We start from the raw sequence: 26,780 nt of genomic DNA on the forward strand, positions 1-26,780 counted from the left end.
TGATCCCGCAGTTTGTTGGTGCGATCCTTTCGTTGGAAGGGAAGGATGTCGCATGGGACAGGTACGTCATGTGTGTGTCCCGACCACGCATGACGCCCGAGCTGGGGGCGTTAAATAGATAGACTTATATACGCTAACGCCCCGTCACCGCGCCGTTAAAGCGTCCCGATTGGGATCCTTATGGGACCGCCGTGGCGGCCCCTCTGAACCTTCCCAATCGGGAAAGGTCATGCAATCGGTGCAGTCAGGCTTGCAGCGTAGCCAGCCGACCTTTCAACCACGCAGTCAGCATCGCGGGTCGCGGATCGATCGTGTTGCCCGGCCAGATGGCAAGGTAGTGCGTCCCATCGGGCAGGAAGCCATGCGGCGCGGCCAGTCGCCCACTCACGAGTGCGTCCGCAACCATGTGAGCCGAAGCCATCGCGACGCCTTGACCAGCCTCGGCCGCCTGAATCGCCATGTAGAAATGCTGGTAGCGGATCGCCGGTCCGGTAAACACCGCCCCACCAGCATCGTCCCAGTCTTGCCAAGCATGCGGTCGCGTCTCGCTATATAGGCGTGGTAGTGCATCACCGCCGGCCTCGGTGAGGTCGGGCCGCATCACCGGCCCCATGCGCTCGGTGGCTAATATTGCCGTCTCCACGCCGGGCGGCAGGGGGAAGTCACTGCGTCGGATCGCTAAATTGACGTGATCGCGGGCGAAGTCGATCGGTCCGCCGGCCGCCAGCACCCGCAAATCTAGGCCAGTCGCCTGTTTCAGTTCGCCCAGCGCCGGGATCAGCAGGCGCAGGCATAGTGTTGGCTCGCACGAAACGGTTAGCGGGCCGGCAGCGTCGTCCTGCATCCGAAAGTCGCGCATCGTCCGATGAAGGTCGGTGAACGTCGCTTCCAGGCGTTCGGCCAACCACATCCCCCTATGAGTGAGATGGATGCCCCGATTGCGCCGCTCGAATAGCCGCGTGCCCAGTTCGTCTTCAAGCGCCTGTACCTGCTTCGAGATCGCGCCGTGCGTGACATTCAGCTCTGTCGCTGCGGCAACCATGCTGCGGTGACGCGCCGCCGCCTCGAACGCGCGGAGCGAACCGAGAGCTGGGAGTCGGCGCGGAACATGTGTGACCATCGTTCACAGATTAAGCGACGAACATTCGATTTTCTAGGCGACCGGCGTGCGGGATGACGCGTGGTCCCTCGAACCCGGATTGCCATCATGTCCAACCTGCTCCTGATCCTTCCCATTATATGGCTGGCCGTCATCAGTCCCGGCGCCGACTTCGCGATGATATCGCGGGTGAGCGCCATTGATGGCCGTCGCGCCGGCCTCATGGCGGCACTCGGCATCGCGCTCGGCTGCTGGCTCCACATTGCCTATGCCGTGTTCGGCCTCGGCCTCGTCGCCCGTCTATTCCCGCAGTTCCTGACGGTGCTGAAGCTCACCGGCGCGCTCTACCTGGTCTGGCTCGGGTGGACGATGGCAACCGCCCAGGCGGTGACGACAGCGGCGGAGGGAGTATCCCCACGAAACCGCAGGCGTCCATTGGTGACGGGCCTGTTGACGAACGCCCTCAACCCGAAGACCTCGATCTTCGTCGTCAGCCTCTATGCGCAGGCGATTGGACTGGGGACGCAGCTGGCGGTCAAGCTCAGCTACGGCGCGATCATCTCGCTGTCGCATCTTGCCTGGTTCGCGGCGGTCGCCCTCTTCCTTTCGCATCCCGCGATCCGGGCCTGGGTGCTGGCGCGACAGCATGTCGTCAACCGGATCATCGGGACGGTGCTGATCCTGCTCGGTGTCGCGCTGGGGCTTGCCGACCTAGGAGGAAGGGCATGAGGCCGCCGCTGCATATCTTCTGCGACCTGGAGGGCGTGCTCGTGCCGGAGATGTGGCCGCATGTCGCGGCGCGGCTCGGCATACCGGCGCTGGCCGCCACCACGCGAGAGCATCCCGATTACGCGGGCCTCGTCGCTGCGCGGATCGCAACGCTGCGCGCGCATGGCATTACTCTGGCCGCGCTCTGCGGCGCGGTCGCCGACGTGACGCCCTATGACGGGGCGGTCGCCTTCGTTGCCGCGCTACGCCGGCATGGCCCTGTCACACTGGTGACGGACTCCTTCGATCCGATGAATACGGTCCTGATCGCTGCCTTCGAGGTGGATCATGTCCTGTGTCATCGGTTCGTCCGCGACGACAGAGGCTACATCGGCCATTGCGCCTATTGGAACGGTTTGGCTGGCAAGCAGCTATGTCTTGCTGGCATCGACGGCGACACAATGGCGATTGGCGACGCCTTCAACGATCTACCACTGTTGCGTGCTGCGACATACAGCGTCCTATTCCGGCCCTCTTCGGAGACGAGGCGGGCCGGTCAGAATCTCCCGGTCGCGACGACCTATGCAGACGCGATTAATGCCTTCGCGAACCAGCGAAGAGCCAGATATTCTCTATCAGGTAAGTTTTAAGAGTAGGATTGCATTCCCAATATCCGATCCCAATGGGAACGGCCCGGGCGTCTCGTCGGTCGTTCGCAATTGGTAAGGCGTGGGTAGCTACTACAGCCATCGGCCGCCATCGAATACGGCAACATGATTGAAGCCTTCCGCTGCCGTCGGTTCCTCAAACTGCTGTGCGACGGCGACGATCGCGGGGGTTGGTACTACCTTGTCGGGGGTTCGGGCCGCGTTTCGTTCGATCGCCACATCAAGCGGCGTGTCGATCCACACCGCTTCGACAGATGCTCCTAGCCGTTGGGCGATGCTAATGATCTTCGCCCTGTGGCGGACCCCGGGCAGCGCGGCGTCGAAGTAGATCGTGAACGGTGATGCTGGCTGCGAGGCGATCCATGTCGATTTGCCGGCTCCTTGTATTCCGCAGACCACCACCACTCGCATCGATGCCGGCGCGAGTTCCAGCGTGCGTTCCAAAGCTGCATAAGACAGCCGCCATGCTTCCTCGTTACGTTCGACCGTCCAAACCCTACCCTCTGGGGTTTCTAGGAAATCATCCGGGTTGATCGTTGTCGGGACGGTCATCGGATCAGCATAGCGTCACGCCAGCCAATTCCCATTATTCGATCACAATGGGAATGTCCTGGCTGTCTCGATCGCCGTTCGATTGTGGGGGACGGCCAGCTGGTGATAGGGAACAGCCATGATTACGATCCGCGCTGCCGCTCCCGATGATGCGGAAGCACTTACCAACCTGATGCATGGTTCGGCCTCTTATAGCGGTAAGTACGCAAGCATCCTCGACGGGTATGCGGTCACGCCCTCGCAGATCGAGCGAGATGTTTTCTATATCGCTGAGCGTGACGACACCTTGTGCGGATTTTACAGTCTAACCCTCGATGGTGAACCCGAACTGGACCTGATGTTCGTAGCAGATGGCATTCAGGGTAGTGGTTTAGGGTCTAGGCTGTTCCGGCACATGATGGCGGAAGCGAGGCGGCGGGGTATCGTCTCGATCAAGATCGTTTCCCATCCGCCCTCAGTTGGCTTTTATGAGGCGATGGGTGCGGTCGTCGTCGGTACGAAACCACCGACAATCAAGGCAACGTGGAGCCGTCCGATCCTGTCGCTGGCGATCTAGCCACCTTCTCAATATTCGATCCCAACAGGAATGCCTCGGCTATGCTGGGCGCCCTTCCAATGAAAAAGCACCGGTAGGCTGGATCACCCTCACAGCGGGTTTCTGGCGACGCCATTCTCGTCAAAATTGTCGTCGTCGAGCCAGGCCTTGAAACGATCACGTTGTGCAGGCCACTCAGGCGCCAGGAGGGAGAACCATGCGGTATCACGACGACGGCCCTTCACGATCCCATCGCACCGCCATGTGCCTTCATGGGTGAAACCGAAGCGGCTGGCAGCGCGGATAGACGCTGCGTTCAGGGCGTTGCAGCGCCAGACGACCCGGTGATAGCCGAGCGCGTAGGCATGGTTCATCATCAGGAATATCGCCTCGGTCGCGGCGCGGGTGCGCTGCAGGGCGGGTGAGAACCAGATGCTGCCGATCTCGATGGCAGCATCGTCCGGCGCGATATCACAGAAGGAGGCCCAGCCCGCAGCCGTTCCGCTGGCTCGCGGGATCACGGCGAAGAAGGATTGCCGGCCGATCCCGGACAATCCCGCGACATGCGCGGCGAACGCCTCCTCCGTCGCGAACGGCCCATAGCGCAGATAGGTGAAGGAGCGATCCGCCCCTTGCGCGACACGCCAGAGATCGGCCGCGTGCGCCATCTCGAGCGGTTCGAGCGTAACAGCGCGACCGGCATGGATATCGAACCCCGGCAATGGCGGAGCCGCACCGGTGACGACGGCACCGAGCGGTAAGTCGTCGGTCCGATGCAGCCGGGGACCGGCGGTCACCGTAGCCGCCCCGATGCGAGCAGGGCGGAAAGACCTGTTGGAAATCCGATATCGCCGCCCAGTTCGGGGGCAGGCTCGGGTGCGGCGAAGGCGCTGCGGATCGGCAGCACCCCGGCCCAGACCGGGTGCGCTGCCTCGTCAACGTCACTGGGCGGCTCGGCCCGTGCCTTCACGCTGGCTTCCTCGATGTCGAGGTACAGGACACTGGTTGCCTTCAGTTCCTGCGTGGTCATCGGCCGCAATGTCTCCCAGCGACCGGGGAACAAGCCGTCGGTGAACCGCCGCAGCGCGTCGGCGATCGCGTCAGGTTCCTCGACGACCCGCGCGATGCCAAAGACCATCGCCGAGCGGTAGTTGACCGAATGATTGAAGGCCGACCGGGCCAGCACATAGCCGTCCATATGGCTGACGGTCAGGCAGACGCGCTGTCCCTCGGCCTGACGCAGGAAGCGACTGGCGGCGGAACCGTGCCAATAGATCCGGTCACCCTCACGCCAGTGGATGGTCGGCGTGACATAGGGCTCGCCATCGATGACATAGCCGACATGGCAAAGCGGCGCGGCGTCGAGCACCGCATGGACCGTGCCGGTAGCATAGTCCGCGCGGCGATGCCCACGCCGCACCCGGCTGCGTTCGGTGATCCGATAGGCGTCCTTGTCGGATGAATGATCGGTCGGTGTCATGTGGCCCCCTTGCCTGTTGCGGGGCCGCCATGTCAGGAAAGCGGATTGCTGCATAATGCCACTTGCGCAAAGATCGGCAGTCCAGTTGAAAGGGACATGGCCGCCACACATCCTGCCACCTGGATCCTGATCGATCGCCGCGCCGGGTATCTCGAACGACAGATCCATGACGCCATCCGCGACCGGGTTTTGGCGGGGCAGCTCGTGGCAGGCGAGCGCCTGCCCTCCTCGCGCGCGCTGGCGGCGATGCTGGGGGTGGCGCGATCGACGGTCGTGGCGGGCTATGAGCTGCTGCGTGCGGAGGGCTTCGTGACCGGGCGGGCGGGGTCGGCGATGCGGGTAGCCGACCTGCCCCCGCCCCCGGACGGCGCACGCCCCGCGCCGCTGCCGCGAGTGTCCCCGCCGGAACCCGAACCGGAACGCTTCCTGCCGTTCCGGCCAGGCCTGCCCGATCTCGACAGCTTCCCGCACGAGATCTGGTCCCGCTGCCTCAGCGCCCGTGCGCGCCATCTGCATATCCATGACCTCGGCTACCGCGATGAGAACGGTCTGCCGGCGCTGCGGCAGGCAATCGTCGATCATGTCACGCGGGCGCGGGCCGTGCTGGCCGACCCCGAGCAGGTCATTATCATGCCGTCGACCGCGGCCATCCTGGCGCTGCTCGCGCGGGTGCTGCTGCCAGCTCCCGGCCGGACCGTCTGGCTGGAAGAACCGGGATATCGCACCGCCCACGACATCTTTGCCGAGGCAGGCGCCGCGATCGTGCCGCGTCCCTGCGATGCGGAGGGCATGACTATCGGGCATAACGATCCGGCACCGTCGATCATCTACGTCACGCCGTCACACCAATATCCGACCGGCGTGGCGATGAGCCTGACGCGCCGCATCGCCCTTCTGCACGTCGCCGCTGCGCACGAAGCCGTCGTCATCGAGGACGATTACGACAGCGAGTTCCACTATGCGTCGCGCCCGCTCGCGGCGTTGCAAGGGATCGATCGCGCGGATCGCGTGGCCTATGTCGGCACCTTCTCCAAGGTGCTCGCGCCTGGTCTGCGCGTGGCTTATGCGGTGCTGCCGGCGTGGCTGCTTGCGCAGGTACGGCCTATCCTGCGGCGCGAGGGCGGGTCGGTGCCGATCCATGTCCAAGCGGCGATGGCCGATTTCCTGAACGCCGGACATCTCCGCGCGCACGTTCGGACGATGCAGCGCGTCTATGCCGAACGGATGACGGCGCTTTGCGATGCGTTAGCCGCCGTCGCCGGAGATATGCTCTGTGTCGAGCCGGCCGCGGGCGGGCTGCAACTGCCCGTCTGGTTGCGCGACCAGCGTATCGACGATCGCAAGGTCGCCCATGCGCTTCAGAACCGGGGGATCGGCGCGATGCCGCTTTCGCCCTTCCATGCGGCCATGCCGCGCAACGGCCTGCTCTTCGGGATTGGGGGTGCGACGGATTGGAATGTAGCGCGCCTCTCGAGCGTCATCGAGCACAGTTGGCCATTTTATGGCATTTCGACGTCTTGAATGCAGATCCGGTCGTTCTCGAAACCGCAGCTATTTTAAGAACGGTCGCGCCGTCTAGCGTGCCGTTCCCAAACGGGAATGAGACCGTCCGAAAACGCGGATCATGATTCCCGTGCGCATCGCGGCGGTGTAATCTTCTGGCATGGCGTACATCGAGGGACATGCTCGGAACCAGGCGCTGCTGCTGCCGGCGTCGGTCGAGGACTATGTGGCGGCGGACAACCCGGTGCGGTTCATCGACGCCTTCGTCGACGACCTCGATCTGGGCGGTTCCGGTTTCCAGCGCGCACGGCCGAAGGCGACGGGACGGCCGGGTTACGATCCGGCCGATATGCTCAAGCTGTATCTGTACGGCTATCTCAACCGGGTGCGGTCGAGCCGGCGCCTGGCGATGGAGGCGACGCGCAATCTCGAACTGATCTGGCTGCTGCGCGGGGTGCGGCCGGACTTCCGGACCATCGCCGACTTCCGTCGCGAAAACCGGGCTGCGTTCAAGGCGGTGTTCCGCGCCTTCGTGATACTGTGCCGCAAGCTGGATTTGTTCGGGCGCGAGTTGCTGGCGGTGGACGGCACGCGGCTGAAGGCGGTGAACAGCCGGGCGCGCAACTTCAGTCGCGAGCGGTTGGCAACGTATCTCGCTTCGACCGATGCGCGACTGGAGCGCTACCTGGCCGAACTCGACGAGATCGACCGCGGTGAGGATGGTGCCGGCACCGGTCGCGGCGAGGCGCTGGCGACCAAGATCGCCCGGCTGCGCGAGCAGCGCCAGGCGAGCGCAGCGCTGCTGGGCCAGTTGCAGGACAGCGGCGAAGGGCAGATCTCGCTCACCGATCCCGATGCACGCCTCATGGTCGCGCATTCGAAAGTCACGGTCGGCTACAATGCCCAGGTGGCAGTCGACGCCAAACATAGCCTGATCGTCGAACAGCATGTCACCAATGCTTGCAACGACATGGGCCTACTGGCACCCACCGCCGGTGCGGCGATGGAGGCACTCGGGGTCGAGCGGATCGATGCGGTCGCCGACATGGGGTATCACGCGGGCGACGATATCGTCGCATCCGAGGCGGCCGGCATCACGCCCTACATCCCCCGCCCGCATCGTGGCACCGCGGTCGGCAACGGCCTCTTTCCCAAGGAGCGGTTCCGCTACGATCCCGAGGCCGACGTCTATCACTGCCCCGGCGGACAGGTGCTGGACACGCGCTACGCCTCGGCGACGCGCGGGCATCTGTCGGTCCAGTATTCCAGCCCCGCGGCGTGTGCCGGCTGCCAGATCAAGGCACGTTGCACCAAGGGGCGCTGGCGGCGCGTCAATCGCGGCGAGCACGAGGCGGTCATCGAGCGCATGGCGGCACGCCTCGCGGAACGGCCCGGCATCCTCGCCATCCGCAAATCCACGGTCGAGCACCCGTTCGGCTCGATCAAGCAGTGGATGAACCAGGGCGCGTTCCTCATGCGCGGGCTGGAGAAGGTGCGCGCCGAGTTCAGTCTGACGGCGCTCGCCTACAATCTCAGGCGCGCCATCACCCTCATCGGCGTACCGGGACTGATCCGAGCGGTGCAGGTGTGAGCCACATCGCTGAACACGCCATCGTCATGTCCTGGACAGCGGGTAGGATGCATATCCCGGCCGCACGGCGCACATAGAGGCAAGATCTCGGTTCTTGCGCCAGTTCGCCAAGAGGAACCCCTGCAGCTCCCACAGCCAGCGAGTTTTCGGACGGTCTGGAATGTCTTTGGCGTCTGCATCGAGGCCGGTTAGAAGACGATCCACCCGTTTGGATCAGGTCGAAGGCAGAATACCGTGACGGACGCAAATGATTGCATCTTCTGCAAAATCGTTGCGCGCACAGCGCCAGCACATGTCATTTGGGAAGATGAAAAGCATCTCGCCTTCCTGTCCATATTTCCGAACACCGAGGGGTTCTCTGTCGTAATACCCAAGGCTCACTATACGAGCTATATTTTCGACCAACCATCGGAGGTTATCTCCGATCTTGTATTGGCAAGCGGGAAAGTCGCGAAGCTGCTCGACAGCAGACTGACGGACGTAGGCCGGACCGGAATGATCTTTGAGGGCTTTGGCGTCGATCACCTGCACGCCAAACTGTTTCCCATGCATGGGACGAAGGCGTCGGAATGGACGCAGCACAAATCGAATGTATCTAAGTATTTCGATCAATATGAAGGCTACATATCATCGCATGATTTCAAGCGTGCGGATGACGATGCGCTGGCACAGCTAGCTCGGCAGCTTCGCGCCGATCCAGCGGCATAGTATGCTTTCCCGATAATCGATCTTGCGCGAGACGGCCGCCTTAGATGCTGCCCGCCCGTTCAATGACCAACGCTCGCACCTCACCATTGGGGACTGCGCGATGGGCATCACCCTGTTCTGCGTGGAAGACGCTACCCGGCGTCAGGCGGTGGCTAATTTCACCATCGGCGGTGCGGACCTGCATGTCTACGATTCCGTCCAGGACGACGAATACCTCCGGTCCATCGTTCACGTGCCAGATATAGGGCTGATCCGTCCAGTGCAGGCGCACGGTCACACCATCGATACTGGCAATGTCCAGCGCCTCCCACGCAAATTGCCCTCGGAATGCCTTCGCCTCGACGATGGTCATCAGTCGCTCCTTAGATTTCATCGATGCTACAGGGGGCGTTACCTGGCGAGATTGCAGATCGCCGTAATTGGTGACGATGTGACGGTGCAGATGAACAGGACAGGCAAGCGGCTCGAGGATATCGACCAAAAACTGGTGGCGCTGTTGCAGCAGAACGCCCGCAAGGCGACAGCATCGCTCGCGCGGGAACTCAACCTGTCGCGTACAGCGGTCCAAGCGCGCATCGCGCGGTTGGAGCGTGATGGCATCATCCTGGGCTATACCGCGATAATCGCGCCTGATGCCGTTCAACGCTTGTCGGCCCTCGTCACGCTGTCAATCATCGTACGGCCATGTGCGCTGGTTATCGATCCACTCGCCTCCTGGCCGGAGATCATCACGATCTACTCGATCGCCGGCGAGCGCGATGCCGTGCTCGTCGTCTCGGTAGAATCGCCCCGCGCGCTTTCCGAACTCGCTGACCGTCTCCAATCGATCGAAGGTGTCGGCAGTGTTGAGACGACCGTCATTCTGTCGGAGCGGGCCAGCTCGACATGCCGCCCCGATCGTCAATCGGCTGCACGAGAGGGTTGATCCAGGCGACGGTTTTCCACTTCACGAACGGGAAGGTGACGAGGGTCTTGAACCTTTGTCCTTTCCGGCTGGACTGCTCGCCAACTCGGTTATGTAACACTAATTGACCTTCCCCGCAACGATACGCTAACGCGAGTCGTTATCAAGCAAGGGGGAATAATGAAGGTTCGTTCCGTTGCACTCGTCGCGTGCATCGCATCCGCGACGCGAGCTGCCCATGGCCAACCTCTCGCCAAGGCGGAGGATGGTCAGGACATCGTGGTCACGGCGAGGCCCTATCCGATCGAGACGTCGAGCGGGTCGAAGTCCGACCTGCCCATCCTGCTGACCCCGCAGGCGATCAACACGATCACCGCCGAGGAAATCGCGGTGCGTGGCGTCCAGAGCCTGACCCAGGCCATCCAGAACACGCCCGGCGTCGTCGGCCAATATGGCGATACCGACGTGCGCCACGACTGGATCATCGTTCGCGGCTTCAATCCGGTTCGGTATCTCGACGGGATGCGGTTGCCGTTCGGCGCGCGCGGCTATGCGCAGATCCGCGTCGAGCCTTATGGCTTGGAACGGATCGAGGTGCTGAAGGGCCCCGCCTCCTCGCTCTACGGCCAGAGTGCGCCGGGCGGCCTGATCAACATGGTCAGCAAGCGTCCGACGGACCAGCCGCTGCACGAAGTCCTGCTGCAGGCCGGATCGTTCGACCGCTTCCAAGGCGGTATCGACTTCGGCGGACCGATCGGAGACACCGCCTTGTCCTATCGGCTGACCGGCCTTGTCCGGACGAGCGACACCCCGACCGACTATCTCGACGAAAAGCGGGTCTTCATCGCCCCCGCATTGCGCTTCGCGCCGGACGACCGCACGTCGATCACGCTGCTGGGCCAGTATCAGAAGATCGTGTCCGACGGCGGGGGCGCGCCGCCCGCGCTGCCGGTGGTCGGGACGTTGCGGGCCAATCCGGTGGGGCAGATCAGCCGCAACCTCTTCATTGGCGATCCCAGCTATGATCACTTCCGGAACGAACAATTTCTAGCCGGGGTCGAGTTGCGCCGCGATCTGAGCGAGGCGCTGCGGTTCGAGCAGAATATCCGCTATGCTGATGTCACGACCGACACCCAGCGGGTACAGGGCATCGCGCTGGCGGCGGATAACCGGACCCTCAGCCGCTATGCCTGGGCCTTTCCGGAACGCAGCCATGTCTGGACGACCGACACGCGACTGCATTGGCGCGGACGCACGGGCGGGGTGACGCATGACGTGCTGATCGGTCTCGATTACCAATATGAGCGCGCCCGCTATGATGAGAGCGCGCTGCGGCTGGTGCCCTCGATCGACGTGTTCGCGCCGGTCTACACCCGCGGGACGGTGCGGCCGCCGATCGCAACGACGATCCGGCAGAACCGCGACCAAACGGGCATTTACGGGCAGTATAACGGCACCCTGGGCCGCTTGTCGCTGCTGGCGAGCGGTCGCTACGACTGGGCTGACAGCACGACCAACAGCCTGACGGTCGCCAGCAACCGGCAGACCCAGGCACGCCAGAGCGACCGTCAGTTCACGGGTCGGGTCGGCCTGACCTACCAAGTGCTGACCGACTTGGCCTCCTATGCCAGCTACGGCACGTCGTTCCAGCCGACCGCTGGTACGGATCGGCTGGGGCAAGCCTTTGCTCCGTCGCTTGGCAAGCAATGGGAAGGCGGCGTCAAATATCAGTTCCAAAAGCTTCCGGGGCTCATCACGCTTGCCGTGTTCGATCTTCGCCAGACGAACGTGACGACCCCCGATCCGGTCGACATCCGCTTCAACACACAGACCGGCGAAGCACGGGTGCGTGGCGTGGAGGCGGAGGCCAAGTTCACGCCCGTTCGTGGGCTCAACCTCATCGCCTCCTATGCCTATAGCGAATCCAAGGTGCTGCGGGCCAACCGCAACGCCGCTGGCGCATCGATCCAGGGCAATGCGCTGGCGTTCGTTCCCGATCATCAAGCATCGGCGCGCGCGGACTATAGCTTCCAGTCGGGCGCGCTGAAGGGCGTGGGCATCGGGGCCGGCGTGACCTATTTCGGTTCGCTCTATGGCGATGCCGCCAATCTCTATCGCATCCCCGCCGCGACCATTGCGGATGCGGCGCTGCGGTTCGACCTGGCTTCGGTATCGCCGGCGCTCAAGGGCGCGAACCTGGCGCTGAATGTCAGCAATATCTTTGACCGGCGCTATCTCAAGACCTGCATCTCGGCCACCGGCTGCTACTTTGGCGCGCCGCGAACCGCATTGCTCAGCCTGCGCTACGCTATGTGATTTGAACAATCTGGAGCTCTGGCACGGCCATCGTGGGGCACCTCCGTGATGGCCGCCTACTTTACTACGCACCTTGGCTCCGAACACAGTTGACCAGCAGAAGACACTGGCCGTTGTCCAACGCGGCGGACCTATCATCGAGGCGACGGCTCCCCCTTCGATTCATCACAAGCGGTGTCAGCCGAGCTAAGATTTCTCGAAATTCGATCCCCGGTGGGAACGACTGTGTCGTCTGACTAGCCGTTCCCAGTCAGGAATGTCGATTGGCATCGCATCGCCATGGGATGTGTTCAGTTGGGGCTCGGTTCCGGCTGAGGGCGAAATGACACCCTAAGCGGCACAGCCGGGTTTGGCAGAGCACATTCCGCAGCTTCAGGGACGGTATCGGAAGGAGCAATGGCTTAGGCGGCGTGCCCTGCTCGATCAGTTGCACCCCAAAGGTAATAGGAAGGAAGTCCTCCAACGATTCCTGATCGATATATACCGACGCCCTTTACCTCAGCGCATTCTGATCGCTGGGCGGAGTGGGCGGCTTGAATAAGCTCCCGTAGGCGAAGATTTTTGCCGTCACTTGCTTGAACCTTGATCGCTTTAGTTGCGCTGCCTCTTGAGCCGAACGGGATGATAGCGACTTCCTGCACGGGCATGGGAATGTCATCTTCCAGAGTAGTTAGGATCGATAGTTCGTCCGACCACCTGGCATTGTGGTGCCTGAATAAACGCATCGGCAAGTCCGGCCGAAACTTCTTATCTTCTTGCGCGGAAAATGGCTTCGGCAACACGTCTGAGGCATTTTCCTCTAAGTGTCGGGTTGATGTTCGGTAATAGATCGCCGTCCGGGCTTTATCCATCACCCAACCCACCTCATCCATCTCGGCATCGTAGAAGGTTTCTATGGCATCCGACTGTAAGACACGGATGGGACGATGGTCCCAACTTACAGTTAGGATGTCTCCAATCTGGAAAGGGACATGCATATTGCGATCCTGACTTGCTAAATGATGCTCGACAATTCGGAACTGTGAAGGCGAGGCGGAACGGTCAACTCCGCAGGTGATATCGGCAGTTGTTTCCACGCGAGCTCGCCCGACGATAGCGGCGACGGTGTTCTTGCTGAGGCCGAGGTCGCGCGCGATCCAGCGATAGCTGCGCCCCTCGGCGATAAGGGCCAGCACCTTGGGGGCGAGCCGGTCGGACTTGGGGCGATCACCGGCCTGCCGCCCGAGCTTTCGACCCCGCGCCCGTGCTGCAGCAAGGCCGGAGCGAACACGCTCGCTGAGCATGTCGCGCTCGAATTGTGCGATGCCGGCGAGCATCGTCGCCATCATCCGTCCGTGTGGGGTGTCGACCTCGAACGTCATGCCGCTCATCGCGACGACCGACACCCGCCAGCCCGACAGCCGGTTCAGCGTATCGAGCAGGTCCTGCGTCGAGCGGCCCCAGCGACTGAGTTCGGTGACGAGGATCGCATCGATGTGCCGTGCCTGCGCCAGCTTCATCACTTCGGCCCGCGCCGAGCGATTGGCCTTCATCCCCGAGGCGGTTTCGCGGAAGACCTCGACCACCTCATAGCCGCCACGCTCGGCGAAACTGGCCAGGTCACGCAACTGCCGCTCGCACGACTGGTCTGCGGTCGAGACGCGGGCGTAGATGGCGGCACGTTGTCCCAATTGAACCTTCCCGAAATCCGGCCCCGAAAACCCTTGATTTGCGTGGGGTCAGTGTTGTCCAAAACAGACTTCTGTTCAACCGGGACACTGGGCCATGCCGCGACGCCACATCTTGAGCGCCCGGCAGCGGTCGGCGCTCCTCGACCTGCCGACCGACGAGGCATCGTTGCTCCGGCACTACATTCTGGCCGACGACGACCTGATCCATATCGACCGGCGACGCCGACCGGAGAACCGGATCGGCTTCGCGCTGCAACTCTGTGCACTGCGCTATCCCGGCCGGATGCTGGCACCGGGCGAGGTGATCCCGCTGGCGGTATCCACATTCCTCAGTGCCCAGCTCGGCATCACCGGCGATACACTCGTTCGCTATGCCGTCCGCCGACAGACGCGTCAGCAGCATATGGAAGTGCTGCGCCGGACCTACGGATACAGGACGTTTCCCGGTCAGGGCGCACCGGGACGGGCATTCCGCGACTGGCTGCTCGCAGAAGCCGAGCACACGCGCTCCAACGACGATCTCGCCCGGCGCTTTATTGCCCGCTGCCGCGACACCATGACCATCCTGCCGGCGATCACGACCATTGAGCGATTGTGCGCGGACGCGCTGGTCGCGGCCGAGCGGAATATAGAGAAGCGGATCGCCGCGCGCCTCGATCGCGGTGCCTGCACCCGGCTCGACCGGCTGACGACCGAGATGCTGCCGGGTACGATCAGCCGCTTCATCTGGTTGCGCCGGATCGAGCCGGGCAGCAATTCCGCCGCGGCGAACCGGCTGCTCGACCGGTTGGAGTTTCTCCGCGCGATGAACCTCGGCGCTGACCTGCTCGCTGGCGTCCCGCCGCACCGCGTCGCCCGGCTGCGCCGGCAGGGCGAACGCTATTTCGCCGATGGCCTGCGCGATCTGAACGCCGACCGGCGCCGCGCCATCCTCGCGGTCTGCGTCGTCGAATGGGCTGCCGCGACCGCCGATGCGGTGATCGAGACGCATGACCGCATCGTCGGCCGAACCTGGCGCAAGGCGAAGCAACTCCACGATGCCCGCACCGCGGAAACCAGAAGCGCGGTCACCGCGACGCTGGACGGGTTCGCCGCGATCGGCCGGTCGTTGCTGGACGCACATGGTTATGGTGCGTCGCTGGAGGATGCGGTCGCGCGCGTGGCGGGCTGGGACCGGCTCGACTACCTTGTCGCGACAGCCACGACGCTGACCGACACGCTGAGCGACGATCCGCTAGCGCATGTCGATCAGGGATATCACCGCTTCCGCCGCTATGCGCCGCGCATGCTGCGCTGCCTTGACCTCGCAGCCGCACCGGTCGCCCGCCCCCTGCTCGACGCGGTGAAGGCCATCGCCGCCAAAGGCGAACTGCCGGTGACCGACGATTTCCTGCGCCCGCATTCCAAGTGGCGGCGTCAGTTGCGGGTGAAGGGCAGTGACGATGCGCGTCTCCGCGAGGTCGCGGTGATGTTCCACCTGCGCGACGCGCTGCGCTCAGGCGACATCTGGCTCGACCGCTCGCATCGCTACGGCGACCTGCGCCATGTCCTCGTGCCCATGGCGGTCGCACGCAGCATGAAGCTGGCGGTCCCGCCCGACCCGCATGTCTGGCTGGCCGACCGCAAGGCGCGGCTTGCCGATGCCCTCGCCCGCCTCGGTCGCGCCGCGCGCAACGGCACAATCCCCCACGGCGGCATCGAGGACGGGATGCTGCGCATCGACCGTCTTACCGCCGATCCGCCGGACGGGATCGATGAACTGGTGCTCGATCTGTACCGTCGCCTGCCGCCTGTCCGCATCACCGACCTGCTGCTCGAAGTCGATGCCGCGCTCGGCTTCACCGATGCCTTCACCCATCTGCGCACCGGCATACCGTGCGGCGACCGGATCGGCCTGCCCAACGTTTTGCTCGCAGAGGGGCTGAACCTCGGCCTGCGCAAGATGGCCGAGGCGTGCAACACCCATGATTACTGGCAGCTCTCCCGCCTCGCGCGCTGGCATGTCGAGAGCGAGGCGATCGACCAGGCGCTGGCGACCGTGGTCGCCGCGCAGGGCGACCTGCCGATGGCGCGGGTGTGGGGTATGGGCACCACCGCGTCGGCCGACGGCCAGTTCTACCCCGCTGCGCGGCAGGGCGAGGCGATGAACACGGTCAATGCCCGCTACGGCAACGACCCCGGCATCAAGGCCTATACCCATGTCAACGACCGCTTCGCGCCGTTCGCATCACAGCCTATCCCCGCGACCGTCAGCGAGGCACCCTATCTGCTCGACGGGCTGACGATGAACGAGGCCGGGCGGCGGATCGAGGAGCAGTACGCCGACACCGGCGGGTTCACCGACCATCTGTTCGGGATCAGCGCGATGCTCGGCTATCGCCTCGTACTTCGCATCCGCGACCTGCCGTCCAAGCGGCTGTACGTCTTCGACCCTGCCGCCACGCCGACTGAACTGCGCCCGCTGGTGGGCGGCAAGGCGCGCGAGGCGCTGGTCGTCGCCAACTGGCCCGACCTGTTCCGCTGTGCCGCCACCATTAGTGCCGGGCAGGTCGCGCCGAGCCGCATCCTGCGCAAGCTCGCCGCCTATCCGCGCCAGAATGACCTGGCCACAGCCCTGCGCGAGGTGGGTCGGATCGAGCGCACGCTGTTCATCATCGAATGGATTCTCGACACCGGGATGCAGCGCCGCGCGCAGGTCGGACTCAACAAGGGCGAGGCGCATCATGCGCTGAAAAACGCCCTGCGCATCGGCCGCCAGGGCGAAATCCGTGACCGCACCACCGAGGGCCAGCACTACCGGATCGCCGGCCTCAACCTGCTCACCGCCATCATCGTCTACTGGAACACCCTGCATCTTGGTCATGCTGTCGAGGCACGGCGACGCGAAGGGCTGGAGACGCCGGACCATCTTCTCGCCCACGTCTCTCCGCTCGGATGGGCGCACATCCTCCTCACCGGCGAATACCTCTGGCCGAAAGACGCCGACCCTTAGGGTGTCATTTCGCCCTCAGCCGGAACCGACCCCAGTTGGCGCGTCACGCCGTCATAACGCTTTCTCGTATCAAGGTCTTCGCGAAGCAGACTGCCTCAGGTCTTCCAACATATTTGCCAAAGTTGGGAATGCGCCGGTAGCCGTTCCTCTCGTAGAACTGAACGGCGCGGCTGTTTACCAATCGTGTTTCCAGCCACAACTCGCGATAGCCATCGGCTTCTGCTCTCCTTTCGAGATCGTTTAGAACAGCCGACCCCACCCCTTTACTTGCCGGAATGGCGAACATCCGTTTCAACTCCGCCACGCCCTTCTGAAGCGGTCGATATGCCCCGCACCCCAGAGCGTTACCCTGTGCGTCATACGCCAGCACAAACGTGGCTCCGGCTCCCTCTACATCGGAGGGGTCGAATGACGATCTCCCGCTATCTCCGGTTATACCAGCCAGCGTGTCCGAGAGTTGATCGAGTAGTTGTAGCGCTGTCGGATCAGACGGGTGGACTGGCTCAACGCGCATTCGCAAAAGCTCCTTTGCAACACCAAAATGCTGCGCCAGCCGATAGGCGACGCCCCCTATTCCATTGCCGCTGCATTCTCGAAAAACCATCCCAATGGGAATGCCGCAGGCGTCTCGCTGGCCGTTCCTAACGAGAACCGCTGACATAGGGACGTCCCCTAAGAGAAGCACAGCTATGCGGAGGCGGCGACTTCGCCGACCGGCGATGGGTACAACTTTTCCTTCGGAAATCACCTGTCCATCGGCAGTACACCCGCCCGGCCGCCGATCCGGGACACTTCCATCGGTATATGCAATGGAAGCGTCAGCAGCGTATCGTTATCGCCCGCCTGGTCAACCACCAGAGGCCCGGTCAAGGTATAACCCTGTTCGCTGAGATAGCGTTCGAGCGCACCATCGAACGGTGAAGGCCCCTGGCTTTGGTCGCCCAGCGCCAAGATCAGCTTGCAGGATAGATCGCATTCGATCCGCCCCTCCCGGATCACGGGGAAGCGGGCGGTTACGAGCGTGACGAGGTGCTGCCCATCATCGGCCGGCATCTCCGCCGCCGCGATCGGCGCGGTCGCCCCGGGGGCGGTGACGGCCGGCGGCATCGATGCCGAACCTCCGTCGACCACCTGGACGCGACCACCCTCGCGTGGCGACGCAGGACCGTGTGACCGCATGACGAGCAACGACATGGTGATGACGATGGCCAGCACCGTGATACATGCCATTCCCGCCCCGACTGCAAAGCGCATATCATCCGATCCCCTGGGATGCCGTGACCAAGGATGGGCGCATCCAATTATGGCCCATCCCCGGCGGGCTCAGTTGCTGATGACCGACGTGTTGCGGCGCTTCTTGTTGCGCAGGTTGGAAATGGCGGTGATCGGATCGTCCGTGATGATGTAGGAAAAGCTTCCGCTCACCACATCGGTCAGCCAGTTCAGGTCAGGCCGGTTGTCGGCGGTTTCCTGGCCCCAACCGTGCCGCGATTTCCAAAGCCAATATTTCGGCTCGGTGCAGCAATGGCCGTCGGCCGCAAAATAGGTATTGTTGCGCGTTTCCGGCACGGGCTGGTATGCCCCGAGTATCTTGGTGGTCCGCTGCGTCGTACGCAGACCGTAGTAGCGATTGACGATGTTATTCAGCGGATAGCTCAACGAATTGTCATACTGCTTCAACCGGACTTCCGTCGCATAGACATAGCCCTTGTCGTAATAGGCCTGCCAATTTGAGAGCGCGTTGGACGGCCCACCGCTCGCATCGATGAAGTCTGCGCCGAACACGGGGATCAGTCGGAACCGCCCGCCTTCGGTCGACGCATCGAAAATTCCCTTTCTCTCCAGGTCGGCAGGCGTATTGCCGATCGAACTGACCGGCATCTTGAAATAGACCCAGCGTTCCGCCGGCGTGCCCCAGGCATTCTTATAGCCTTTCACGATCTCCCAAGCCGCCTTGGCGACGGCGACATCCTTCACGTCGAACAGCAGGATCATTGAGATCCTGTGGTCGCGGACCGCGCTCAAGATATCATGCAGGCGCGTGAAGCGGCTGTTCGTATAGCCCGACAGGCTGGGCTTGCGCAGGGCGAGCTTGTAGGTTTCACCTGGGAATTGATCGGTGTTGGGGTTATAGCCGCGCCCTGTGTAGGGATCATATTCGGTGGCGCCGCTGACCGCGCTATACGCGTTGGTCGTGCGGCCGAGATTGCTGTCGTGAAGGACCGCCACATTGCCGTGCCGGTCGAAACGCAAGTCGATCTCGGAACATTCGATACCCTGCGCTGCCGCGGCCTGGATTGCCGCGACCGAATTTTCGGGCACGTCGCGCAGCCAGTCCTGATGCGAGTTCGTGCCGACCGCCGTGCCGTGCAGGCCCCGATGGGCGCAAACCAGCGTCATGTCGGTGCGGGCGCTCTTCAGCAGATTGCCGATCTTGTCCGTATTGTATGTCGCCGCATGGGCGGTTGAAACCGCCAGACAGGCCCATGCGAGGCCGATGATGCTGGACAGGCGAAATCCCATGAATCGTTCCTTAGTAAGGGGTTCGTGGATCGGTACGCGGTACAAATCGAGGTTCAGGCTCCGTCTCGGCGACGAAGACCGATGGGGGCGGGGCAGGCACGATGGAGGGGGACAGCGAGGCGCCCGTATCCGGATCGTAGCGGAACACTTCGGTCAGCGGCCCGGTAAGGACGGTCAGGACGCCGCGAAGATCGTCCGTCACGGCGATACGGGTCGCCGGTTCGTCGCCGCAGAGGACCCGCACACCGGCGTCGAAACCGGCACCCCCATCGGGCTTTATCAAGCACGCAGCACCACCGGGCCGGGCGATCTCCAGCCATCCTTGCGTCGTGATCCGGTGGCTGTAGAGGGCGCGTCCGTCGGACGCGATCGTGGTGAAGGTCTCGCCGCGGCCGAAGCGGCGCTGCGGTGCGTCCAAGCCCTTCACGCCGACGATATTCTCGATGAGCAGCCCGTCCGGGCCGATATAATAATGGCCGATCTGCGTGCCCGTATCACCGGGCCAACGCAGGTGCATATGGACGTGCGGGGGCGCATCGGCATGACCATGCGGGGCGTTGGTATCGAAGCCCATGATCTGGATACGGCCCAACCCGTCGCGCTCGACCTCCTCGCCAAGGCCAAGACGTCGCACGACCTCGCGCTGGGCAAATTCGAGCATATTCGCCGCGCGGCGTTGCCGATCGGGAAACGGTCCGGTCGCATAGGCACCGGCGCGGCGTGCCGGATCGGCATGTTCGAAGCGCAGCACCATGCCCGGCTCGACGATATGCGTCGCGACCTCGGCCGCCGTGATCGCGTCAGCCGCGACCGGCGGCAATTGCACCACGACACCGTGCGGCCCCGATCGGAACGGCACGTCGCCGCCCGACAGGATCACCCGCCGCACGGTCTGGCGCGGCCCGTCGAACGCCAGTTCCAGCGATCGCCGCCTCGGCACGCGCAGCGCCACCACGGTCTCGCGCGGATTGTCCGCATTGAACGACGGCGTGGTCACGGGCACGCAGGCGGTACAGGATTCCGCCTGGAACCGCGCGACCGGGCTGTCCGGCGATCCATGCTTCACGAATTTGAGCACGATCTGCACCGCATCGCCCTTCCTTTGCGGGGTAGCAGCCGATGCCGGGGCAGCGGACAGCAATGCCCCACAGAGCCAGGCCAAGGCTGCCCGGCTCACCACTTAGGCTTCCACGACAGGCCCAGCCAGAAGGTGCGCCCGACCGGGAAATAGTAATTCACATAGTCGCGGCGCACGCCCTGGCGGACGATGAACGGCTCCTTGGTCAGGTTCTGCACCTGGCCGACCAGCTCGACACCGTCACGCAGCGCGACGCGTGCCTGCATGTCGAGCTGCTGACGCGGTTCCTGATACAGGTCGCGGGTCGGCGTATCGCCATCGGCAGACTGCAGCGCGCGGCCGATACGATTATAGGATGCACGCAACTCGATCGGTCCGGTGACGTAGAAGACGGTCATGTTGGCGATATAGGCGGGCTGCTGGATCAGGCCGGTCGTGCGCCGCGTCCGTGGCAGCCCGGTGGCGACACCCGCCGCGCTGACCGGCTGGTCGAATGATCCGTCGAGCAGCGTGACGTTCGCATTCACCCCCAGACCGGGCACCACCGCGATCCGGTCCAGCGTATAGCTTGCTTCGATCCCCTTGACCCGCGCACTTGCCGCATTGCGCGGCGTGCTGACGAACACGGTCTGATAGGTGACCCCAGCGAAGCTCGTCGGGCTGCCCGCCTGGGTCGAGGTGAAGATCTCGTTGCGGATGTCCTTGGCGAAACCGGCAAGCGAGATCATGCCCGCGCCGCCCAGATACCATTCGTAGGACAGGTCGTAATTCCAGGCCTCGCGCGGCTTCAGCCCCGGATTGCCGGTGTTGATCGTCAGCGTGCCGTCGGTCCCGACGCCGAACGTCGTGCGCGCCGCATATTGGCTATAGTCGGGGCGGCCGATCGTCTTCGACACGCCCGCGCGCAGCCGCATCCCATCGCCTAGATCATAGGTGGCGAGCGCCGAGGGCAGCCAGAAGCCATAGCCGGTCGTCCGCCGCTGCGGCCTATAGGTTGTGGCGTTGACCCGCTGGTTGGTGTCGATGACCAGGTCGGTCCGGTCGTAGCGGACGCCCGCGCGCAGGTCGAACCGCTCGGTGCGGAACAGGCCCTGCAGATAGGCCGCCTTGACCCGTTCGATATCGTTGAAGTCGTCGGCGACATTGTTCGCGACCTGGTTGGTCGCGGTGAAGGCGCTGCGGTTGGCGGCGAAGCGCGCCCAGGCGGCATCGCGGTTCAGCAGCAGGTAGGGGACACCCGGCGTCTCATAGGTCGCCGGTCGTTGGGGATAGAGCAGCCCCGCCAGCGTGCCGACCGCCGCCTGCCCCGCCAGGGTGCCGGGGACATATTCCAGATAGGTCTGGTCATAGCCGACATCGGTGCGCGTCGCCGCGACACCGACATTGAGCCCTGCGCCTCGATCGTCGGCGCCGCTGTTATAACCCAGATTGGCGGTCGCATATTGGACCGTGGAGTCCAGGTCGCGGTGGATGTCGCGATAATAGAGATTCTTGTAGGAATTGGGGTCAGCCGCCGCGACGGGATCGTTGAAAGTCAGGCGCGGGCGCCCGTCGACCAACGTATAGCTATACCCGAAAGCGTTCGCGAACCCGTTGGATGCCGCACCGGGACGCGGCGCGATGTCGTATTTGATCATCTCGCGATGTTCCCGGTACAGCGCCTTGGACCGGGCGATCGTCGCATCGAGCACCCAACCGCTGCCGAAATCATGCCGCCCCTTCATATCGACCAGCCAGGTGTCGCGGTTGACCGGCTGGAAGGTCAGCCCCTGCTGCGTATCGCCCTGCGCGAACTGGCCGCTGGTCGGCGTCGTCCCGATCGGCGCGCGGGTCGGCTGGGTCAGCGCTTCGTAGCGCATCTCGGTGTCGGTATCGTGATAATAGCCGCCGAACAGCGACACGGTCGTCGCGTCGTCGGGTCGCCATTCCAGCTTCAGATTGCCCGACAGGCGCGTGCGCATATTCTCGAAGAAATAATCCTGGTTGCGCACGGGCACGAGATTGCCGTTCGACAGGCCTGGAAAGGCCGTTCGCGCCCCCGCCGCGGTGAAGTAGCTCCACCCCGCACCGTTACTGTCGCCCGGCAGTTCCGCGCGCGCCGTAGAGGGCAGCCGCTGATATTCGACCGATGCGACCACCCCGAACTGATCGCCCGGTCCGAACACGCGGGACGCCGTGGCATCGGTCCGGATCGACGCGCCCCCGCCGCGCACCAGCTTGCCGGTGGTGTCGTTATAGCCGCCATTGGCGTTGACCACGAAGACGCTGCGCCCTTGCTGGTCGAAGGCGCTTTTCGACACGATATTGATCTGACCGCCCAGCGCATGGGGATCATATTGTGCCGACACGCTCTTGATCGCCTCGATCCGCGACACGAGTGAGGCGGGCAGCATGTCGAGGCGCGCGCCGCGATAGACCCAGTCGGGCGAGGCGAGCGGAATGCCGTCGATCGTGACCAGATTGTAGCGCGGGTCGAGCCCGCGGATCGTCGCCCGCTGATAGATGTCGCGGTTCTTGGTCGGATCGGCGCCTCCGACCACCGACACCCCGGTGATGCGGCGGCTTGCCTCGACGATATTGAGGTCGGGCAGCCGGCCGACATCGTCCTGCGACACGGCGTCCAGGATGACGGCGGCACTCTTCTTGGCCTTCGTGGCCGAGCGCTGCGACGCGCGGAAACCCGTCACGACGACCTCGTCGCCGGTTTCGCCGGGCGCCCCGGCAGCCGCCGGATCCGTCGCCTGCGCCAGCGCGGGCGACACCCCGGCCAACATCGTTCCTGCCAGCCAAAGACCGGCCTTTTGCATCATGATTCGCATGATCGTCTTCCCCTTTGGCGGCTTTATATATCATGCTGTATGATATTATTTTGACAGTCGGGTGCTGGTCAGTGTCGACCGAGCCGGTTAGAGATCGGCGCCTTGGGGAATGGGATGACGATCCGCCGATTATCCGCGCGCGCGCGCAGTGTGCTGAGCTTGATCCGCCGCCATGGGCAAGTGTCGCGGGCGGTGCTGATCCGTGAGAGCGGCCTGTCGGGAACCGCGATCTTCCGTGCGACGGAGGAACTGGAGGCGGCCGGACTGGTTCGCTCGGGCGAGTCCGTCATCGCGGGGCGCGGCCAGCCCAGCACCGCGATCCATATCGAACCGGATGCCGCGTTCAGCCTAGGCCTGTCGGTGATGACCGACCGGGCGGACGTCGTCCTGATCGACATGGCGGGAACGGTGCGGGCTCGGCGTGAGGTGACCTGCCCCGACATGTCGCGATCCGCCATCATCGCGGCGGTGCTGCGCTTCGGCGACGATTTCTTCGCGGCCTCGGGCCTGGACCGACGGCGCCTGCAGGGGCTGGGCGTCGCGGTGGCGGGCTATTTCGTCGATCCGGGTACGGTCAATCCGGGCTTCGAGTTGGAGGATTGGGCGCTCGTCGACCTGGGCGAGGCGATCGCCCGCGACGTGGCGATGCCGGTCCTGGTCGAGAATATCGCCAATGCCGCAGCCCTTGGCGAACGCCTGTTGGGCACGGGCGCGCGGTTCGAAAGCTTCTGCTACATCAATGTCGCCGCCGGGTTCGGCGCGGGCATCGTGGTGGACGGCGCGTTGATGCGCGGCCGGCACGGCAATGCGGGCGAGATCGGCGGGCTGTTCCTGTCCAGCGGCCGCGTGACCCCCAATCTCGCCACGCTGCGCGACTGCCTGGCCGACCATGGCGTCCATTGTGACGGCATGTCCGACATGATCGCCCGTTTCGATCCCGACTGGCCTGGCGTCGAGGCCTGGCTGGCCGAGCATCAGCCGTCCTTCTCCTATCTGTTCGGCGCGCTGCGCTTCACGTTGGATTGCGAAGCGCTGATCCTGGGCGGCCGCCTGCCGCGCGCGCTCGCCCGGCGGATCGTCGATGCGATCGACTGGCCGGAAAACCACTGGCCGATCCGGCGCGGGCGACGGGCACCGGCCACCGCGACGATGGTGGCGCATCTGGAGCCGGAGCTATCCGGCCCCCTCGGTGCCGCGGCACTGGTGTTTCATCGCACGCTGTTCGACTGACCCGAAAGACGGGAATCGCCGCCACGCACAGCAACGCAACGATGGCCACCGCCCCCGCCATCAGCAGCAAGGGCGGCGACCACGGATCGGCCATCGTCACGCGGTAGGAGGAGCCCGAGAGGGTTTCCCCGAGCAGCAGCATCGCCAGTGCCTGGCCCAGCTTCGATACACAGGTGAAGAGGCCGGCATGGCCCGTGGCCTTCCCCGTGGCGGCACGGGTCATCATCGCCGACCAGAGGATCAGCCACAACCCGCTCATCCCCGCACCGAAGCCGAGCCCCGCTATTGCCCCGGCGATCATGGGTGGCGCGACCAGCAACGCGACCGCGGCAGACAGGAGCAGCACGGCCCCGCCCGCCAGGACGCTCACCGTCCCCAGGCGCCGGTGGCAAAGGGCCCAGATCGGCGGACTGAAAATACCCCCGACCGCTCCCCCTGTGAGCAGACCACCACCCGTCCCGGAATAAGCGGCATAATAGGGTTCGAGGGCACGAAAGCTCGTGCCGAGGATCATCATCAGCGCCAATATCGCCAGAAGGGCCGGCATGGCGATGCGCGCGTCGCGTTCGAGAACGGGGTCCGGAGGCGCGCGATGATCGTCCTCCGGCTGGGCGCCAAGCGACCATGCCGTGCCGCACACGAAGAGCGTGAGGCATGCGGCCCATGACAGCCATGCCGCAACCCCGTACCCGTGGATCAAGAGCGGCGCAGCGACCGTCGCGACGCTCAAACCGGCCAGCCCGGACGCGACGTTGCGCTTGGCCAGCAGCACGCAGCGCGCATCCGGTCCCGGCACAAGCCAGGCGACCATCGCGTTCTGCGGAACGTCGATAAAGGGATAGCAGGCCCGGAACGCCAGCAGCATCGCCATTGCCCATCCCAGCCGTTGTTCGGGTGCCAGCAGCGGGGTGGCGCAGAATGACAGGAAGAACAGGCAGGCGACCGGCGCCGCCCGTGCCTGCCGCCGGGTCGCGGCCCCCACCGTCGTCACCGTCCGGCTCCAATAGGCTCCGAGCGCGGCGTCGATCAGACCGTTCAGCATCAGCGACCCCGCCATGATCGCGCCCATCGCCCGCGTATCCAATGCGCAGATCTCGGTCAGGAAAAAGCCGAACAGCAGCGTGCTGGCATGCCAGAGGTGGCTCTTGGCGAAATGCGCCAGCAGACAGCGCGCCGTCGCGCGTCGGCTGAGCACCCCCCTTGAGACTGTCCGATCCCGCACGCGATCCACCCGAAGCCCCGGGCCAAAGAGCGCCCATCCGCTATTTTGGCGGAGATTTATGCTCCTTTTATGTACCGGGTGGATATAGAGTCACGCGAAACGGCATGGTTCGCCCTCAATCGGAACCGCCCCTGATGATACATCGCTCGCTCGCCCAATTTTCGACTTTCATAGAGCGGCTTGTTTCTCAAAACATTATCCCAACGGGAACGTCACGATCGCCTCGCTGGCCGTTCCCGATTGGGAATGGCCCGGCCGTCTGGTTCGCCGTTCCTTTGGGGAGATTATATCCAGCGAGCGGCGTCTTCTGCTAACATGGCTCAATGGCAAGGTTCGACAACAAGCGCGTTCATATCACGGGCGGAACGAGCGGCATGGGGCTGGCCGGTGCGAAGCGCATCGTTCTGGAAGGTGGCAGCGTCATCGTCACGGGGCTCAATCCGGATCGTTTCGACAGTTCACGGGACGCTCTCGGCGATCGCGCACAGGTCCTCGCTAATAATGCCGCTGATCCGTCAAGCGTCGGCATGCTGGTCGAGGCGGCGAACGATGCAGGTGGGCTGGACGGACTATGGCTCAACGCTGGCTATGCCGCGCTTGGTGCGCCTGAAGAGGTCGACACCGACGCCTTCGATCGCATGATGGCCGCGAACGTGCGCGGACCGATGCTGCAACTTGCCGCATTGTCTGACCACATGAAAAGTGGGGCGTCGGTTGTCATCACGTCATCGTCGTCCACCTATGAGGGGGCTGCTGCGACGGGTTTGTACGCCGCCACCAAGGGAGCGCTGGTTGCGATGGCGCGATCTTGGGCAACGGCGCTGGCACCGCGAGGCATCCGCGTGAACGTCGTCGTGCCGGGACCGATCGACACTAATTTTCGGCATGTCCTGCCGGACGACGCAAAGCGTGGTTTCGAGGACTTTGTAGTCGGACAGGTCCCGCTCGGCCGCCCCGGCACACCGGACGAAGCCGCAGCCGTCGCGCTGTTCCTCCTGTCGGAGGATGCCTCCTATGTCACAGGTAGCCAATACGCCGTCGATGGCGGCCTAATCATGCAGTAGCGAGGTTTTCCCGTTTCTCGATCCAGACCGTCCGAAAACGCGATGCGAGGCGGTTCGGCGGGAGCGTTCACGGACGAAATCGCTGGAAATCGGATATTTGCCGACGCCTGCGCCTCAG

At 64.0% G+C, this 26,780-nt stretch carries 23 protein-coding genes and 1 pseudogene; 12 read left to right on the forward strand and 12 right to left on the reverse strand.

Annotated elements, in window-relative coordinates:
- Nucleotides 1–244 precede the first annotated feature (244 nt).
- Nucleotides 245–1,120: a LysR family transcriptional regulator gene (locus tag ABIC44_RS09825; protein WP_354295154.1), complete on the reverse strand. Its 876-nt coding sequence runs from the start codon at nt 1,118–1,120 to the stop codon at nt 245–247.
- A gap of 87 nt (nt 1,121–1,207) precedes the next feature.
- On the opposite strand from ABIC44_RS09825, the gene ABIC44_RS09830 reads away from it, so the two are divergent.
- Together ABIC44_RS09830 and thrH are read left to right on the forward strand one after the other, a co-directional pair.
- Entirely contained in the window at nt 1,208–1,828 is a 621-nt protein-coding gene (locus ABIC44_RS09830; protein WP_354295155.1) for a LysE family translocator, read from the forward strand.
- The gene (thrH, locus tag ABIC44_RS09835; RefSeq protein WP_354295156.1) at nt 1,825–2,457 is read left to right on the forward strand and encodes a bifunctional phosphoserine phosphatase/homoserine phosphotransferase ThrH; all 633 of its coding nucleotides are present in this window, start codon (nt 1,825–1,827) and stop codon (nt 2,455–2,457) included. Before ABIC44_RS09830 ends, thrH begins: the two co-directional genes overlap by 4 nt.
- Nucleotides 2,458–2,547: 90 nt before the next feature.
- Here thrH and ABIC44_RS09840 read toward each other — a convergent pair whose 3' ends face one another.
- Complete coding sequence (locus tag ABIC44_RS09840; protein WP_354295158.1) at nt 2,548–3,027, reverse strand: AAA family ATPase; 480 nt, start codon at nt 3,025–3,027, stop codon at nt 2,548–2,550.
- Between the two features lie 118 nt (nt 3,028–3,145).
- Here ABIC44_RS09840 and ABIC44_RS09845 point away from each other — a divergent pair, with 118 nt between their 5' ends.
- On the forward strand, nt 3,146–3,583 hold the full coding sequence (locus tag ABIC44_RS09845) for a GNAT family N-acetyltransferase (protein ID WP_307103749.1): 438 nt from the start codon (nt 3,146–3,148) through the stop codon (nt 3,581–3,583).
- Nucleotides 3,584–3,672: 89 nt separating this feature from the next.
- Here the strand turns inward: ABIC44_RS09845 and ABIC44_RS09850 are convergent, their stop codons facing one another.
- On the reverse strand, nt 3,673–4,359 hold the full coding sequence (locus ABIC44_RS09850) for a GNAT family N-acetyltransferase (RefSeq protein WP_354295160.1): 687 nt from the start codon (nt 4,357–4,359) through the stop codon (nt 3,673–3,675).
- Nucleotides 4,356–5,042: a pyridoxamine 5'-phosphate oxidase family protein gene (locus ABIC44_RS09855; RefSeq protein WP_354295161.1), complete on the reverse strand. Its 687-nt coding sequence runs from the start codon at nt 5,040–5,042 to the stop codon at nt 4,356–4,358. The genes ABIC44_RS09850 and ABIC44_RS09855 overlap by 4 nt, the downstream gene beginning before the upstream one ends.
- 96 nt (nt 5,043–5,138) lie before the next feature.
- Between ABIC44_RS09855 and pdxR the strand changes: the two genes are divergently transcribed.
- The 3 genes from pdxR (at nt 5,139) to ABIC44_RS09870 (ending at nt 8,844) form a co-directional block, all read left to right on the forward strand.
- The gene (gene pdxR, locus ABIC44_RS09860; protein ID WP_354295163.1) at nt 5,139–6,563 is read left to right on the forward strand and encodes a MocR-like pyridoxine biosynthesis transcription factor PdxR; all 1,425 of its coding nucleotides are present in this window, start codon (nt 5,139–5,141) and stop codon (nt 6,561–6,563) included.
- A 142-nt stretch (nt 6,564–6,705) separates the two neighbouring features.
- A complete protein-coding gene (locus tag ABIC44_RS09865; RefSeq protein ID WP_354295165.1) occupies nt 6,706–8,136 on the forward strand; it encodes an IS1182 family transposase in 1,431 nt (476 codons plus the stop codon).
- Nucleotides 8,137–8,370: 234 nt separating this feature from the next.
- Nucleotides 8,371–8,844 (forward strand): HIT family protein, encoded by a 474-nt coding sequence (locus ABIC44_RS09870; protein WP_354295166.1) that lies wholly within the window; start codon nt 8,371–8,373, stop codon nt 8,842–8,844.
- A 40-nt stretch (nt 8,845–8,884) separates the two neighbouring features.
- On the opposite strand, the gene ABIC44_RS09875 is transcribed toward ABIC44_RS09870, so the two are convergent.
- Nucleotides 8,885–9,196, reverse strand: coding sequence for a cupin (locus tag ABIC44_RS09875; RefSeq protein WP_354295167.1), 312 nt, complete (start codon nt 9,194–9,196; stop codon nt 8,885–8,887).
- Between the two features lie 51 nt (nt 9,197–9,247).
- Between ABIC44_RS09875 and ABIC44_RS09880 the strand changes: the two genes are divergently transcribed.
- Nucleotides 9,248–9,769: an Lrp/AsnC family transcriptional regulator gene (locus ABIC44_RS09880; RefSeq protein ID WP_354295169.1), complete on the forward strand. Its 522-nt coding sequence runs from the start codon at nt 9,248–9,250 to the stop codon at nt 9,767–9,769.
- A gap of 159 nt (nt 9,770–9,928) precedes the next feature.
- The gene (locus ABIC44_RS09885; RefSeq protein ID WP_354295171.1) at nt 9,929–12,064 is read left to right on the forward strand and encodes a TonB-dependent siderophore receptor; all 2,136 of its coding nucleotides are present in this window, start codon (nt 9,929–9,931) and stop codon (nt 12,062–12,064) included.
- Between the two features lie 401 nt (nt 12,065–12,465).
- Here the strand turns inward: ABIC44_RS09885 and ABIC44_RS19630 are convergent, their stop codons facing one another.
- Nucleotides 12,466–13,734 (reverse strand): recombinase family protein, encoded by a 1,269-nt coding sequence (locus tag ABIC44_RS19630; RefSeq protein WP_502959836.1) that lies wholly within the window; start codon nt 13,732–13,734, stop codon nt 12,466–12,468.
- Nucleotides 13,735–13,828: 94 nt separating this feature from the next.
- On the opposite strand from ABIC44_RS19630, the gene ABIC44_RS09895 reads away from it, so the two are divergent.
- Nucleotides 13,829–16,726 carry a Tn3 family transposase gene (locus tag ABIC44_RS09895; RefSeq protein WP_354295172.1) on the forward strand — a complete coding sequence of 966 codons (2,898 nt, stop codon included), beginning with the start codon at nt 13,829–13,831 and terminating at the stop codon, nt 16,724–16,726.
- Between the two features lie 43 nt (nt 16,727–16,769).
- On the opposite strand, the gene ABIC44_RS09900 is transcribed toward ABIC44_RS09895, so the two are convergent.
- Entirely contained in the window at nt 16,770–17,240 is a 471-nt protein-coding gene (locus tag ABIC44_RS09900) for a GNAT family N-acetyltransferase (protein ID WP_354295188.1), read from the reverse strand.
- Here ABIC44_RS09900 and ABIC44_RS09905 point away from each other — a divergent pair.
- Nucleotides 17,220–17,384 carry a hypothetical protein gene (locus tag ABIC44_RS09905; protein ID WP_354295190.1) on the forward strand — a complete coding sequence of 55 codons (165 nt, stop codon included), beginning with the start codon at nt 17,220–17,222 and terminating at the stop codon, nt 17,382–17,384. The genes ABIC44_RS09900 and ABIC44_RS09905 overlap by 21 nt on opposite strands.
- 86 nt (nt 17,385–17,470) lie before the next feature.
- Here the strand turns inward: ABIC44_RS09905 and ABIC44_RS09910 are convergent, their stop codons facing one another.
- The 4 genes from ABIC44_RS09910 to ABIC44_RS09925 form a co-directional block, all read right to left on the reverse strand.
- Nucleotides 17,471–17,980, reverse strand: a complete 510-nt coding sequence (locus ABIC44_RS09910) for a hypothetical protein (RefSeq protein ID WP_354295174.1) — start codon at nt 17,978–17,980, stop codon at nt 17,471–17,473.
- 69 nt (nt 17,981–18,049) lie between these two features.
- Nucleotides 18,050–19,249 carry a glycerophosphodiester phosphodiesterase family protein gene (locus tag ABIC44_RS09915; protein WP_354295176.1) on the reverse strand — a complete coding sequence of 400 codons (1,200 nt, stop codon included), beginning with the start codon at nt 19,247–19,249 and terminating at the stop codon, nt 18,050–18,052.
- 10 nt (nt 19,250–19,259) lie between these two features.
- Nucleotides 19,260–20,336: a hypothetical protein gene (locus tag ABIC44_RS09920; RefSeq protein WP_354295177.1), complete on the reverse strand. Its 1,077-nt coding sequence runs from the start codon at nt 20,334–20,336 to the stop codon at nt 19,260–19,262.
- Between the two features lie 86 nt (nt 20,337–20,422).
- Complete coding sequence (locus ABIC44_RS09925) at nt 20,423–23,146, reverse strand: TonB-dependent receptor (protein WP_354295179.1); 2,724 nt, start codon at nt 23,144–23,146, stop codon at nt 20,423–20,425.
- A gap of 114 nt (nt 23,147–23,260) precedes the next feature.
- On the opposite strand from ABIC44_RS09925, the gene ABIC44_RS09930 reads away from it, so the two are divergent.
- The gene (locus ABIC44_RS09930; protein ID WP_354295180.1) at nt 23,261–24,376 is read left to right on the forward strand and encodes an ROK family transcriptional regulator; all 1,116 of its coding nucleotides are present in this window, start codon (nt 23,261–23,263) and stop codon (nt 24,374–24,376) included.
- 10 nt (nt 24,377–24,386) lie between these two features.
- Here the strand turns inward: ABIC44_RS09930 and ABIC44_RS09935 are convergent.
- Nucleotides 24,387–25,607 (reverse strand): annotated as a pseudogene (locus ABIC44_RS09935) (MFS transporter); the annotation flags it as partial.
- A gap of 314 nt (nt 25,608–25,921) precedes the next feature.
- Here ABIC44_RS09935 and ABIC44_RS09940 point away from each other — a divergent pair.
- The gene (locus ABIC44_RS09940; protein ID WP_354295182.1) at nt 25,922–26,662 is read left to right on the forward strand and encodes an SDR family oxidoreductase; all 741 of its coding nucleotides are present in this window, start codon (nt 25,922–25,924) and stop codon (nt 26,660–26,662) included.
- The last annotated feature ends 118 nt before the right edge of the window (nt 26,663–26,780 follow it).

The organism is Sphingomonas sp. 1185 (assembly GCF_040544655.1).
Taxonomy (GTDB): Bacteria; Pseudomonadota; Alphaproteobacteria; order Sphingomonadales; family Sphingomonadaceae; genus Sphingomonas.